Source organism: Sodalis praecaptivus (assembly GCF_000517425.1).
In the GTDB taxonomy this organism is placed as follows: domain Bacteria; phylum Pseudomonadota; class Gammaproteobacteria; order Enterobacterales; family Enterobacteriaceae; genus Sodalis_A; species Sodalis_A praecaptivus.
Genome location: NZ_CP006569.1, coordinates 4,107,183 through 4,121,209, shown reverse-complemented (window position 1 = coordinate 4,121,209; position 14,027 = coordinate 4,107,183). Strand labels below are relative to the sequence as shown.

Here is a 14,027-nt window from a genome sequence, read left to right as displayed (position 1 = left end):
TCACGGTGGTTGGCCAAAATCTCGCCGCTGCAGCCTGCCCGCGGTGCGTCACACACCTGATTTGCAGTCCGTTCCAGGAGCGCTTACCTGTTCCTAGCGGCTTGCCCGCAGCGCATGAAACACCTCCTATGCAGTCTATGCATAGCAGGCCGAATGCGTCCCTGTCGGTATAGCCATGAGGCGTCGTCCTAATTCAAGGTCCCTACTGGCGCTGGCGCTGGCGCTGGCGCTGGCGTTCTAGCGTGCTGGCGATAATGGCTGGCGTAACGCAGCGCGGGCTGCCGAACGCTGTTTTTGCCGCAACCCTCTCCGACTTGCAGCGCCTATCGCCGGCGTTTCACCCTTAAAGGACATTAACGCCACATTCTCGACCCCGCCTCTCTGCGGATGGCGGATGCCTCAGTCTGTCGGTTGCTGCCGCCGGGCGTCGATGGTAGTATTTGGCTATCAAGACATACAGATGGCTAGATTCCCGGACGGCATTGATGTCGGCGGATCGCAACAAGGACGCTCATGGCGGAAAATAAACCTTTGGCTGAACTGGTCGCCGCCTGCCGCTGGATAGGCGCGCGGGGTTGGAGCCCGGCTACCGGCGGCAACATGTCGCAGCGGCGAGACGCGCACAGCTGTTTTATCACCACCTCCGGGCTGGACAAGGGCGACCTCGGCCCCGACGATTTTATTACGGTGGATATCCATACCGGCGAGACCCAGTCCGGGCGCCGGCCTTCCGCGGAAACCGGCTTGCATGCTTTTCTCTATCGGCGTTTTCCCGAGGTCGGTTGCGTGCTCCACACCCATTCGGTCAGCGCCACCGTGCTATCGCGGGCGGAGCCGGGAAGCGCCCTGCGGCTGTCCGGCTACGAGATGCAAAAAGCGCTGGCGGGCCAATCGGATCACCAAGATGAGGTGGCGATTGCCGTTTTCGATAATGCTCAGGACATCCCGGCGCTGGTTCAGCGCATTGCGCAGCGGGATACAATTACCCCTTTGCGCTATGGCTTTTTGATGCGCGGCCATGGTTTGACCTGCTGGGGACGGGATGTGCGCGAGGCCCGGCGCCATCTAGAAGGCCTCGAATTTCTGTTTGAGTGCGAGTGGCGTCGCCGTTTGCTGGAGGCCAAATGATCCAGGCGGTCATCACCGATATCGAGGGTACCACCAGCGATATCCGTTTCGTCCATGAGGTGCTATTTCCCTACGCCCGGCAACGGCTGGCCGAGGTGGTGCACCGGCGTGCCAACGATAGCGAGATCGCGCCGGCGTTACAGGCGCTGCGCACCGAGATTGGCAGGCCCGATGCCGATGGCGATGATTTGCTGACGGTGCTGTACGGCTTTATGGCGGAAGATCGTAAATCCCCCGCGCTAAAAACTTTGCAGGGTATTATCTGGCGTGACGGCTATCGACAGGGGGACTTTTTCGGCCATGTTTACGACGATGTGGTGCCGCAGCTGACGGCCTGGCGTCGGCAGGGGGTAGCGCTCGGCGTTTATTCCTCAGGATCGGTGGAAGCACAGCAGCTGCTATTTGGCCACAGCGACAAGGGCGACTTGCGTTGGCTGTTCAGCCACTATTTTGATACGCGCGTCGGCGCTAAGCGGCAGAGCGCGGCCTATCAGGCTATTGCCGCTGAATTGGCGCTGCCGCCAGCGGCTATTTTATTTTTATCCGATATCTATCAGGAGCTGGATGCCGCCCGTGACGCCGGATGGCGCACCTGTCAGCTGATTCGCAACGATCATTGCGCCAGCGGAAGCCATCCGCAGGCGCGTCGTTTTGACGAGATAACCCTCCAGGAGTTTGTTTAATGAGCGCATTGACCGTTTATTCCGATACTGATGCTTCGGCGCCGCGTTGGCAAAGCCGCGAGGGGGACGCCATTCAACGTGAGCTGAACGCTATCGGCGTTCGTTTCGAGCGTTGGCAGGCCGACGGCGAACTGGGGCAAAATCCCGACGCCGAGACGGTGATTGCCGCCTATCAACACGCCATCGATCGTTTAGTGGCGGAAAAGGGCTATCAAAGCTGGGATGTCATCAGCATGCGTCCGGATAATCCGCAGCGCGAGGTCATGCGCGCGAAATTCCTGGCGGAGCATACCCATGGTGAGGATGAAGTGCGGTTTTTCGTCGAAGGCGCCGGTCTGTTCTGCCTGCATGTGCAGGGAAAAATCTATCAGATATTGTGCGAAAAGAATGACTTGATTTCGGTGCCGGCGGGCACGCCGCACTGGTTTGATATGGGCGAGGCGCCCTATTTTACCGCTATCCGAGTGTTTGATAATCCCGAGGGCTGGATTGCCCGCTTTACCGGCGATGCTATCGCTGACGCGTATCCGCGGCTGAGGCGCTGAGCTGGCAGCGCCGTTAAGTCCAGGCTGGCAGCATGCCAGGCTGGTTCCGCAAGCCTATCGTTGCCGACGCGTCAGCCTATCAATCAATGCAGCCATCGGCAGCCCAGCAACCGGTACGGCCATCGTTCGCCGCTAAGCCAGCCGTTTCGCCGGCGGGCAAAGCCTCGGCGGCCTCAGACGGCTCCCTCTGAGCGCAACGGCCGGCTGAACAGGCCCTCTCCTACCTGCTGCGGTGTAACGATACCGGTATCCAGCACCCAGCCGTCAATCAGCGCTGCCGGGGTGACGTCAAAGGCGGGGTTGTAAACGTCCGCGCCGTCCGGCGCCCATCGGCATTGGCCAAAGCTGCCGGTTACGCCGGTCACTTCAGCAGCGTCGCGCTGCTCAATGGGAATGGCATCGCCGCTGGGACAACTGGCGTCACAGGTGGTATGGGGCGCCGCCACGTAAAACGGCACACGGTGCCAACGGGCCAGCACCGCCAGGCTATAGGTACCGATTTTATTGGCGACATCGCCGTTGGCGGCGATTCTGTCCGCGCCGACCCAAACGGCGTCCACCTGTCCGCGCGCCATTAAGTCCGCGGCCATCGCATCGCATATCAGCCGGTAAGGTACTCCCAACTCTCCCAGTTCCCAGGCGGTGAGACGGCCGCCCTGGAGCAGCGGCCGGGTTTCGTCCACCCATACCTGCGCGATGTTGCCCTGGCGATGAGCGAGAGCAATCACGCCCAGAGCGGTACCGGTGCCGGCCGTTGCCAGCCCGCCGGTATTGCAGTGGGTCAACAGGCGGCTTCCCGGTTTGACCAGCGCGGCACCGTGCCGGGCAATGGCGTCGCACAGCGCCCGATCTTCCTCCACCAATCGCAGCGCTTCCTGCCCCATCGCGGTGACGAAATCAGACTGCGCCAACGCCTGCGCCATGCGCGAGAGATTATTCATCAAATTTACCGCGGTCGGCCGCGCCGCGCGCAGCACCGCCAAATCGCGCTCAAGCTGCGCCCGGGGCTGACCGTTTTCCGCCAATAAGGCCAACAGCAGGCTGGCGGACAGACCGATAAGCGGCGCGCCGCGCACGCGCAGCGCGCGGATGTGATCCACCAATTGCGCCACCGTCTGCGCAGGATGCCAGCGTTGCTGCTGCGGTAACGCCTGCTGATCCAAAATCCATAATTGATTTTCCCTGACCCGCAGGCTGGTGGTGCTAAACGTCAGCATTGCTGTTGTCCCTTACTGGTTATTGCATCTGGTTGACTATTCTGCCAACATGCCATCAAGATGTATAGACGTCTAAATGGTTTTACGCCTTTACGGCCTTTTAGCAGCTAATCAGGGAAGTCGATATGACAGCTTACCGTACCCTTACCGCCGCTGACGCGGTGGCCTATGCCCGCCGGTTCGCCGGCGTAAGCGACCCCGGCGCGCTTATTGCCGCGCAGGAGATTGGTGACGGCAATCTCAATCTGGTATTCAAAATCTTACAGGCTGACGGCGTCAGCCGGGTCATCGTCAAACAGGCGCTGCCGTACGTGCGCTGCGTCGGGGAATCCTGGCCGCTGACGCTCGATCGGGCGCGTATTGAGGCGGAAACGCTGCTGATTCATGGCCGCTATTGCCCGCAGCACACGGTGCGGGTGATACATCACGATCCGCTCCAGGCGACGATGGTGCTGGAAGATCTTTCCGATCATCTCATCTGGCGCAACGAGCTGGTGAAGGGGGCGTGGTATCCTGATGCCGCCCGTCAACTGGGCGAGTATCTGGCGCAGACATTGTTTCACACCTCTGATTTCTTTCAGCCGCCCGAGGAGAAAAAAAGCGAAGTCGCCCGTTTTTCCAACCCTGAAATGTGCCGCATAACGGAAGATCTGTTCTTTACCGACCCCTATCGGGTCCATGAGCGCAACGCCTATGAGCCCGAACTGGAAGCGGACGCGGCCGCGCTGCGCGACGATCGGGAGCTGAAGCTCAGGGTGGCGGTGCTCAAACACCGTTTCTTGACGAAAGCGGAAGCGCTGCTGCATGGGGATATTCACAGCGGTTCCCTTTTCGTCGCCCGCGAGCGCCTAAAGGTGATCGATGCTGAATTTGGCTACTATGGTCCCGTGGGGTTCGATATCGGCACCGCGGTGGGTAATTTGTTGCTCAATTACTGCGGTTTGCCGGGGCTGTTGCCGCCGCGCGAAGCCGCGGCGGGACGCGAGCAGCGCCTGCGCGATGTGCAGGAAGTCTGGCAGGCGTTCAGTGAGGGATTTCACGGCCTGGCGGCGGAAAAAAGCCGTGACCAGACCTTGGCTGAGCCCGGTTATGTACAGCTGTTTTTGCGTGAAGTGTTACAGGACGCGATAGGTTACTGCGGCACAGAGCTTATCCGGCGTACGGTGGGGCTGGCCCACGTTAGCGATCTGGACGGGATTCAAGACGCCGAAATGCGCCACGCTTGCCAGCGACGGGCGCTGGCGCTGGGCAAAATGCTGATCCTCGCCGCACCGCACATCGCCGACGCCGACGCGTTGGACGCCCGTATACGTCAACATGCCTAAGCGGCCGGGCCGCCGCCGCGGGGTTATCCCGCGCGCCGGGGCCGCGCAAAGCGGCTTTCTGTCAGGCGGTGTCCCTTGCGCGACGGACAATTTTCTTGCGGCCGATACGGTAAATCCTGATTCCTCTTCTATACTCAAATAACGATATCATCGACTTATGGTCAAAACGATAATCACTTAACGAGAAGGAACAGGGAATGAAAATATTTCTGTGGATAATTGCCATTATTTTTATCGTCGGCCTGCTGACGTTGACCGGTGTCTTTAAATTGATCTTCTGATTCCGACCGGCGCTAACGGCACGCCCGTTAGCGCCAGCCTCCCTTCCCCTTGTTTTGGCGCGATCAACGACAATAATGTCGTCGCGACCGGCCCATGTGTGTCGCCGGTTACGCTCCCGTGCGTCTCTCTAAAATATGAAATGTGACATCCATCACGTCATCGCGAATATTGGCGCGATGGGCATCCATATGTGCGGTTTGTTGGTGCTGCTCCAAATGCCGAATGCTCTTCCATTGTTCCAGCATAAAAATGGAGTCGGGAGCGGTTTTACGCCACGGTACTTGCGCTTTATAGTCGGTGAGCAAAGTGTATTCGCCGCATCCGTCTTCGGCCAGCACGTTCGGCCTGAGCGCTTCGATAGCGGCTAAAACCGCTTCTCTTCGTCCCGGTTTGACTTTGATTTCTGCAATTACCGTGATCATCGCTTCCTCTGTTTCACTTTCGTTCGGGGGCGCCATTAGTTAACCAAAGACGCGGGCCGGATGCTCGTGATATTTTATCGCATCCGTGATTCGACCACTTATTATACTGAATGCAGCGGGGCCTAAGCCACGCTGACGTATTGGCGCCCGCGCGAGTCCTGTGACAGCGAGGGGGCGGATAGGGTAGTATCATGCTCACGAACCCCATACCCGCGGCGTATGCGATGTGACTGCTCACGTGGCCATACCGCGGTCAGAGGAAACAATAATCAATGAGCGAGCTGACTCATGACGGCGCCGAACGCCTGGCGCTGCATAAATTTACCGAAAACGCGTACCTCAATTATTCCATGTACGTCATCATGGATCGTGCGCTACCGTTTATCGGCGACGGGCTCAAGCCGGTGCAACGCCGCATCGTTTATGCGATGTCGGAGCTGGGGCTGAACGCCAGCGCGAAATACAAAAAGTCGGCGCGTACCGTCGGCGACGTACTGGGTAAATACCATCCCCACGGCGATAGCGCCTGTTACGAAGCCATGGTGCTGATGGCGCAACCCTTTTCGTATCGCTATCCGATGGTGGATGGCCAGGGTAACTGGGGGGCGCCGGACGATCCCAAATCGTTCGCCGCCATGCGCTACACGGAATCGCGCCTGTCCCGCTATGCCGAAGTACTGCTCGGCGAATTGGGGCAAGGCACGGTGGATTACGTACCCAACTTCGACGGGACGCTAGAAGAGCCGAAGATGCTGCCGGCGCGGTTGCCGAATGTGTTGCTGAACGGCACGACCGGTATCGCGGTCGGGATGGCGACCGATATACCGCCTCATAACATCAACGAAGTGGCGGCCGCGGCGATTGCGCTGCTGGGCAACCCTTCCGCCACGTTGGAAAACTTGCTGGAATATGTAAAGGGGCCGGATTTTCCCACCGAGGCGGAAATCATTACTCCCCATGACGATCTGCGCAAGATTTACCAGACCGGCCGCGGCTCCGTGCGCATGCGCGCACTGTGGACCATCGAGGAGGGCGAGGCGGTTATCAGCGCGTTGCCGCATCAGGTTTCCGGCGCTAAGGTTCTGGAACAGATAGCCAGTCAGATGCGCGCGAAAAAATTGCCGATGGTGGAGGATTTGCGCGACGAATCGGACCATGAAAACCCGACCCGCCTGGTCATCGTCCCGCGCTCCAACCGCGTTGACCTGGCGCAGGTCATGAACCATCTTTTCGCCACTACCGATTTGGAACGCAGCTATCGCGTCAATATGAACATGATCGGGCTGGACGGCCGTCCGGCGGTGAAAAACCTGCACGAAATTTTGTCGGAATGGTTGGTTTATCGTCGCGACACCGTACGCCGCCGGCTGAACTTCCGCCTGGAGAAAGTCCTGCGCCGGTTGCATATCCTGACCGGCCTGTTGGTGGCCTACCTCAACCTGGATGAGGTTATCCACATTATCCGCACCGAGGATGAGCCGAAACAGGTTCTGATGCAGCGATTCGAGCTGAGCGAAACCCAGGCTGACGCCATTCTCGAATTAAAACTCCGCCACTTGGCCAAATTGGAAGAAATGAAGCTCCGCGGCGAACAGGATGAGCTGGAGAAGGAACGCGACAAAATCCAGGCGATCCTGGCCTCGGAACGCAAGCTGAGCAACCTGCTGAAAAAAGAAATCGAGGCGGATGCCGCCGCTTACGGCGATGCGCGCCGCTCGCCGCTGGTGGAACGCGACGAGGCGAAAGCGCTGAGCGAAAATGAGCTGATTCCGTCGGAGCCGGTGACGGTGATCCTGTCGACCATGGGCTGGGTACGCAGCGCCAAGGGCCACGATATCGATCCGAGCGGGCTTAGTTACCGATCCGGCGACAATTACCTGTCGTCGGTGCGCGGCAAGAGCAACCAACCGGTGGTGTTCATCGACTCCACCGGACGCAGCTACGCCTTAGAGCCCGCCGGTCTACCGTCGGCGCGCGGCCAGGGCGAACCGCTGACCGGTAAACTAACGCTACCGCCGGGCGCCTCGGTGGAGCAAATGCTCACCGGCGCTGACGATCAGAAATTGCTGATGGCTTCCGATGCCGGCTACGGTTTCGTGTGCAGTTTTAGCGACTTAGTGGCGCGCAATCGCGCCGGTAAGGCGCTGTTGACGCTGCCGGAAAATGCCAAAGTCATGCCGCCGCTCTGGATAAAAGGCGCCGCCGATAAGCTGTTGGCGTTCACCCAAGCCGGGCGTTTGCTGATGTTCCCGGTCGACGATTTGCCGCAGCTGTCGAAAGGAAAAGGCAATAAAATCATCTCCATCCCCTCCGCAGAGGCGGCGGCGGGCAAGGATCGTCTCGCCGGTCTGTATCTGCTGTCCACCAAAGCCTCCGTTACTTTCTATGTCGGCAAACGCAAGCTCACTCTTCGCCCGGAAGACTTGCAGAAATTCAGCGCTGAACGCGGGCGTAAGGGAACGTTGTTGCCGCGCGGACTGCAACAAATCGATCGGGTGGAAATCAACGATCCGCTGGCCGGCGCCGGCGAAGAGGAAACGGCGTAATACCTGCGCCGGCCGGGCATCCCCCGGCCGGTTTTCTCTTTGGTGACAGGTGATGATCCTCCGTGTTGTTTAATACCGCCCGACGGCCGGGGGAATAACCGTGTATTTTGTCAGGAAGCCGGTATACTAGCGACGGCTGAAGGTTAAGGGGTAACTATGCTCGCTATTGTTCGCACCATTTTGGTGGTGCTGTTGTCGATAATCATCTGCGTTTTTGGCTTGATTTATTGCTTGTTCAGCCCGCGAGACCCTCGTCATGTCGCCACCTTCGGCCGCTGGTTTGGCCGTATGTCGCCCCTGTTTGGCATCCGGGTGGAAGTTCGCCATCCCGAAGGCGTGACGCTACCGCAAAATTGCATTTATATTGCCAATCATCAGAACAACTACGATATGGTAACCGCGGCCTATGTCGTGCAGCCGCGTACCGTAACGGTGGGAAAAAAAAGCCTGCTATGGATCCCGCTGTTTGGGCCGCTTTACTGGTTGACCGGCAATTTGCTTATCGATCGCGACAACAGCGCCCGCGCCCATAGCACGCTTACCGAAATCGTACAGAGTATCAAAAAGCGCAATATTTCCATCTGGATGTTTCCAGAAGGGACCCGCAGCCGCGGTCGCGGTTTGCTGCCCTTTAAAACCGGGGCGTTCTACACCGCGATTGCCGCCGAGGTTCCTATTGTGCCGATTTGCGTTTCTAATACCTCGAACAAAATCAAACTCAATCGCTGGTCCAACGGCTTGGTCATCATCGAAATCTTGCCGCCGGTCGAAACGGCCGGTTATAGCCGTGAGCAGGTGCGCGCATTGACCCGACACTGTCGGGAAGTGATGAAAAACAAGCTCGACGATTTGAACGCGGAAGTGGCCAGGCGAGAAACGCTGGAGCGCTGAAAGCTTTTGACCCCAGACCGTCGGTCGCGACTTGACGAACGGCGGGTGCTGCAAGGGCGAAAGCCTTTCCCCTTAATGCCGGCCGGATCCGTAACAATAAAGCCGTGGCCGGGACGAATTGAGGCCCAGGCGCAATTCGGTCCCGGTGTACGGTTGATGATTTCCCGGCCTGACGCAGGCCGGACATGACGAGAAAAGCTTTGCCGTGTCTAATGGAGCAGATATGTCACTCAGTCGGCGTCGGTTTATTCAGGCATCCGGGGTTACGCTTGCGGCCAGCGCGCTGCCGCTGCGGGCGCGAGCCGCCGATGCGCCCGTAGCGCTGCCGATCCCACCCTTGCTGGAATCACGCCGCGGGCAGCCGTTATTTCTGACGCTGCAGCGCTCGCACTGGACCTTTGCCGCCGGCCGACGCGCCGCTACCTGGGGCATCAACGGCGGTTATCTCGGCCCGACGGTGCGGGTGTTCAACGGTGATGACGTCAAACTTATTTATAACAATCGGCTGAATGAACCCGTGGCAATGACCGTCAGCGGTCTGCAGATGCCCGGTACGCTAATGGGCGGCGCGGCGCGGATGATGTCGCCGGGCGCGGACTGGTCGCCGGTGCTGCCGATCCGTCAGCCGGCGGCCACCTGTTGGTACCATGCCAATACTCCTAATCGTATGGCGCCGCATGTCTATAACGGCCTGGCGGGGTTATGGCTGGTGGAGGATGCCCTAAGCAAAGTGCTGCCGCTGCCGAATCATTATGGCGTCGATGACTTCCCGCTTATCATCCAGGACAAACGGCTGGATAATTTCGGCCAGCCGGTGTACAACCCACCCGCCAGCGGCGGTTTCCTCGGTGATACTCTGCTGGTGAACGGCGCGCAGAGCCCCTTTGTGGAAGTGTCGCGCGGTTGGGTGCGTCTGCGGCTGCTCAATGCCTCCAACGCTCGGCGTTATCAGCTGCAACTCAGCGACGGCCGCGCCATGCAGGTCGTTGCCGGCGACCAGGGGTTCTTGCCTGCGCCGGTGCCGGTCACCCGGCTGTCGCTGGCGCCTGGCGAGCGGCGTGAGATTCTCATCGACATGTCCAAAGGGGAAGACGTGGTCATCACCGCCGGCGAAGCGGCCGGTCTGATGGATCGGGTACGCGGCTTTTTTGAACCCTCGTCAATACTGGTCAATACCACGGTGCTGACGCTTAAACCGACCGGGCTGTTACCCTTGGTCACCGATAACCTGCCGATGCGCTTGTTGTCCGATCAACTGATCGACGGCGGCATCAGCCGCACCCGCGAGTTCTCCCTCGGGGGGGCTACCCCCGATATCAACGGTGCGCTATGGAATATGAGCCGCAACGACTTTCAAAGTTTACAGGGCAGTTTTGAGCGCTGGATAGTCCATACCAATACCCCGCAGGCGTTCCATATTCAGGGGGTGGCTTTTCTGATTAAACGCGTCAATGGCAGCACGCCATTGCCGGAAGATCAGGGTTGGAAAGATACGGTGTGGGTCGATAACGAAGTGGAACTGCTGGTTTGGTTCCCACAGGTGGCGCCGGAGCACTTTCCTTATCTCTATTACAGCCAGACGCTGGAAATGGCCGATCGCGGCGCCACGGGGCAATTTGTCGTACGGCCCGCGGCCCTGGGTTAACGGCGGCGCAGAGTGCGCCACCGCCGTGAGGTGCCGCCGCGACAGCAAAGCCGTGCGCGTCGCGCCGAACGTGGCGCGCGTCGCCAAAGCGGCCAGTGCGTGAAAACGGGGCAGGGGGAGCCAGCGCTATTCCTGCGCTGGGAGCTAGCGCGGCCCGCTACCCTCGCGGCGCCGGATCCGGCTTCGGTCTCAGACCATAGCCATGGTATCCGGATGCGAACCCAGCCGTTTGCCGCTGTCCAATGTGGCAATGGCATCCAGATCATCCTGCGTCAGGCTGAAGTCGAGTACGTCGAAGTTAGCGCGTATCCGCGCCGGCGTGACCGATTTCGGGATCACCACCAAGGCGTTATCGATATGCCAGCGGATAACAATCTGCGCCGGCGTTTTGCCGTATTTGTCCGCCAGCTCTCGGATAATCGCCTGGTCAAACACCCCTTTACCGCCCTGCGCCAGAGGACTCCAGGATTCAGTCAAAATCTGATGCCGGGCATCGAAGTCTCGTAACGCCTGCTGCTGCAACAGCGGATGCAGCTCAATTTGGTTTATCACCGGCACCACGCCGGTTTCATCCAGCAGGCGCTGAAGATGGTGCGGCTCGAAATTACACACCCCGATGCTTTTCGCCAGCCCTTCTTCCTTCAGTTTCACCATGTCGCGCCAGGCCTGTACAAAGTTATCCTTGCTCGGTACCGGCCAGTGCATTAAATAAAGATCGACATAATCCAGGCGTAGCTTGGCCAGACTTTGCTCGATAGCCTTCTGGGCCATGGTTTGATCGCCGTTCCACAGTTTAGTGGTAATAAACAGATCTTCCCGCGCCACCGTGGCGCCCTGCAGCGCCTGACCGACACCCTCTTCGTTTTTGTAAATAGCCGCGGTATCAATGGAGCGATAGCCGGCCTCCAGCGCCGCCTCGATTGCGGTGACCACTTCCTGGTTACTGGCTTTCCAAACCCCCAAACCCAACTGCGGCATGGTATGTCCATCGTGGAATGTGACCGTAGGTTGCGTTGTCATGCTTTCTCCTTTTTTGTCCAAGCGCCGCGCCCGTGCGGGACGGCGAGGGCCATGAGTGATGGGATAAGTTTAGTTTTAGCAGAAAAAAGAGCCTGCCGCGGCGTCGGCGATGCGTTAGGGCCGCTGTGCGCGCAATGATGTTAGGCGGTGACCCGCTTCACGCCGCGGCGATGGGGAAAACGGCCGGCCGCAACAGATTTGCCTGCGTTACTGCATCACGGGTTTAGGCGTTTTTCACCCGCCGCCGGCGGATAATCAGCAGTACGCTGCCTATCAGACCGGTGACCAGCAGCACCACGGGCAGGACGATTAGCGCCATCATCACCTGATCTTCATGATGTTTCACCACCGGCACATGACTGATAGCATAGCCAAGGGTCACCAGCACGGTGACCCAGATTAGCGCGCTTAACCAATTGAACAGCTGAAAACGGGTATTGCTGAGGCCGGAGATGCCGGCCATCGTCGGCAGCAGCGTGCGCACAAAAGCCAGAAAACGGCCGACCAGCAGCGCGGTCAGCCCGTGACGATTAAACATGGTGTAAGCGCGCAGGTGATAGTGGGCGGGCAGATGGAGCAACCAACTTCTGACGATGCGCGTATCACCCAGCCAGCGCCCCTGCAGGTAGCTGAACCAGCAGCCGAAACCCGCCGCCGCGCTGAGAATGATGAGCGTGGGAAAAAACGCCATGACGCCTTTGGCGACCATCGCGCCCGAGAGCAGCAGTAGACTATCACCCGGCAAAAAGGAAGCCGGCAGCAATCCATTTTCTAAAAACAGCGTGGTAAACATTACCCCATAGACCACCCAGATCACCCGGGGATCGGCCAAAGCGGCAAAATCCTGATGCCAAAGCGCCCGGATAATCTCTTCTAGTAGATTCATTTCAACCTGCTTACTCACATTTTATCGACAGCTTAGCGTTACGCCGGTTCCCAGTCCTTGATCCATCACCCAACCAAACACTTTTTTTAATCTATTTTAGTCAGCAAAGCGTCAACCGGCGATTAATCGGCGCATAAACGTGATTTTATCGCTCTCCTTGCGCGATGCGGGCGAAGCCGGCGGCCAAATCGTCGATGAGATCATCGCCGTTTTCCAGCCCGATGTGCAGCCGCACCAGCGTGCCGGTGAAATCGACACCGCCCGCGGGCCGTATGGCCGCCAGTTCTTCCGGCTGATTCGCCAGTATCAGCGATTCGAAACCGCCCCATGAGTAAGCCATGCTGAAATGCGTGAAGTGGTCCAGGTAATGTGCCAGTTGCTGATCGCTTAATCGTTGCTTTAGCACAAAAGAAAACAGCCCGCTGGCCCCGGTGAAGTCGCGCACGAAGACGTCATGCCCTTTGCTGCCCGGCAGCGCCGGGTGATTGACTACCGCCACCTCAGGCCGCTGCGCCAGCCAGCGCGCCACGCGCAGGCCGTTTTCCTCATGCTGCTTTAGCCGGATGCCGAGCGTACGCAGCCCCCGTGCGGCCATATACGCGGTATCGGCGTCAACCATCTGTCCCATCAGATAGGATTGCTCGCGCAACTGCTCCCAGCAGCGCGCGTTGGCTACCGCGGTACCGATCATCGCATCGGAATGGCCGATCAGATATTTAGTGCCGGCTTGAAGGGAGATATCGACGCCCAAATCCAGCGCCTTAAGTAATATGCCTGCCGCCCAGGTATTATCCAGCATAATGACGATATCCGGCTTTCTGGCCCGCACCGCGCGTACGATGGCCGGGATATCCTGCACTTCCATGGTAATCGAACCGGGGGATTCCAGCATCACCACCCGCGTATTATCCTGAAGCAGAGAGCCGATATCCGCACCGATGAGCGGATCAAACCACGTGGTGGCGATATTCATTTTGCCAAGGATATGCCGGCAGAAGTCTTGCGTCGGTTCATAGGCTGAATTGGTCACCAATATATGATCGCCCGCCGAGACGAAGGAAAGAATCGCATTGCTGACTGCTGCGGTACCGCAGGGATAGAGCGCGCAGCCGGCACCCCCTTCCAACTCCACCATCGCTTGCTGCAATGAGAAATGAGTAAGCGTGCCGCGCCGGCCATAAAACAGCTCGCCGCTGGCGCGTCCCGCCGTCGCCTTTTTCTTATGCTGGACTGAGTCAAAAACCAGCGAGGATGCCCGCTGGATTACCGGATTAACCGACCCATGGGTAAACGAGGGTTTTCTGCCGGCGCTGACCAGCACCGTTTCCAATTTCTTCGACGTCATTATTCGCGCTTTGCCTTCTAGCAGAGATGATAAATACCGTACGTGGCGGCGGGAGGTGTGTCATGCGATTCAGGTTATCACTAATGCCGGGC

At 58.9% G+C, this 14,027-nt stretch carries 12 protein-coding genes; 7 read left to right on the top strand and 5 right to left on the bottom strand.

Going from position 1 to position 14,027, the window contains the following annotated elements; all coding sequences use genetic code 11:
- Positions 1–513: 513 nt before the first annotated feature.
- The 3 genes from SANT_RS18390 to SANT_RS18380 are packed head-to-tail and all read left to right on the top strand — an operon-like array spanning position 514 to position 2,356.
- Positions 514–1,128: a methylthioribulose 1-phosphate dehydratase gene (locus SANT_RS18390; RefSeq protein WP_025423707.1), complete on the top strand. Its 615-nt coding sequence runs from the start codon at positions 514–516 to the stop codon at positions 1,126–1,128.
- A complete protein-coding gene (gene mtnC, locus SANT_RS18385) occupies positions 1,125–1,811 on the top strand; it encodes an acireductone synthase (protein WP_025423706.1) in 687 nt (228 codons plus the stop codon). The genes SANT_RS18390 and mtnC overlap by 4 nt, the downstream gene beginning before the upstream one ends.
- Positions 1,811–2,356 (top strand): 1,2-dihydroxy-3-keto-5-methylthiopentene dioxygenase, encoded by a 546-nt coding sequence (locus SANT_RS18380; protein WP_025423705.1) that lies wholly within the window; start codon positions 1,811–1,813, stop codon positions 2,354–2,356. The genes mtnC and SANT_RS18380 overlap by 1 nt, the downstream gene beginning before the upstream one ends.
- A 173-nt stretch (positions 2,357–2,529) precedes the next feature.
- On the opposite strand, the gene mtnA is transcribed toward SANT_RS18380, so the two are convergent.
- Positions 2,530–3,573, bottom strand: a complete 1,044-nt coding sequence (gene mtnA, locus SANT_RS18375) for an S-methyl-5-thioribose-1-phosphate isomerase (protein ID WP_025423704.1) — start codon at positions 3,571–3,573, stop codon at positions 2,530–2,532.
- 125 nt (positions 3,574–3,698) lie between these two features.
- Here mtnA and mtnK point away from each other — a divergent pair, with 125 nt between their 5' ends.
- Positions 3,699–4,898, top strand: a complete 1,200-nt coding sequence (gene mtnK, locus SANT_RS18370; RefSeq protein WP_025423703.1) for an S-methyl-5-thioribose kinase — start codon at positions 3,699–3,701, stop codon at positions 4,896–4,898.
- Between the two features lie 389 nt (positions 4,899–5,287).
- Here the strand turns inward: mtnK and SANT_RS18365 are convergent, their stop codons facing one another.
- Complete coding sequence (locus tag SANT_RS18365; protein WP_025423702.1) at positions 5,288–5,602, bottom strand: putative quinol monooxygenase; 315 nt, start codon at positions 5,600–5,602, stop codon at positions 5,288–5,290.
- Positions 5,603–5,874: 272 nt separating this feature from the next.
- Between SANT_RS18365 and parC the strand changes: the two genes are divergently transcribed.
- The 3 genes from parC to ftsP all read left to right on the top strand — a co-directional run bounded on the left by parC (position 5,875) and on the right by ftsP (position 10,684).
- The gene (gene parC / locus SANT_RS18360) at positions 5,875–8,148 is read left to right on the top strand and encodes a DNA topoisomerase IV subunit A (RefSeq protein WP_025423701.1); all 2,274 of its coding nucleotides are present in this window, start codon (positions 5,875–5,877) and stop codon (positions 8,146–8,148) included.
- Between the two features lie 156 nt (positions 8,149–8,304).
- Entirely contained in the window at positions 8,305–9,039 is a 735-nt protein-coding gene (locus SANT_RS18355) for a 1-acylglycerol-3-phosphate O-acyltransferase (protein ID WP_025423700.1), read from the top strand.
- Between the two features lie 223 nt (positions 9,040–9,262).
- Positions 9,263–10,684: a cell division protein FtsP gene (ftsP, locus tag SANT_RS18350; protein ID WP_025423699.1), complete on the top strand. Its 1,422-nt coding sequence runs from the start codon at positions 9,263–9,265 to the stop codon at positions 10,682–10,684.
- Positions 10,685–10,873: 189 nt separating this feature from the next.
- Here ftsP and dkgA read toward each other — a convergent pair whose 3' ends face one another.
- From dkgA to metC, 3 genes are all read right to left on the bottom strand, one after another.
- Positions 10,874–11,704 (bottom strand): 2,5-didehydrogluconate reductase DkgA, encoded by an 831-nt coding sequence (gene dkgA, locus SANT_RS18345; protein ID WP_025423698.1) that lies wholly within the window; start codon positions 11,702–11,704, stop codon positions 10,874–10,876.
- A 223-nt stretch (positions 11,705–11,927) separates the two neighbouring features.
- On the bottom strand, positions 11,928–12,590 hold the full coding sequence (locus SANT_RS18340; protein ID WP_025423697.1) for a DedA family protein: 663 nt from the start codon (positions 12,588–12,590) through the stop codon (positions 11,928–11,930).
- Positions 12,591–12,735: 145 nt separating this feature from the next.
- The gene (gene metC, locus SANT_RS18335) at positions 12,736–13,935 is read right to left on the bottom strand and encodes a cystathionine beta-lyase (RefSeq protein ID WP_025423696.1); all 1,200 of its coding nucleotides are present in this window, start codon (positions 13,933–13,935) and stop codon (positions 12,736–12,738) included.
- Positions 13,936–14,027 lie beyond the last annotated feature (92 nt).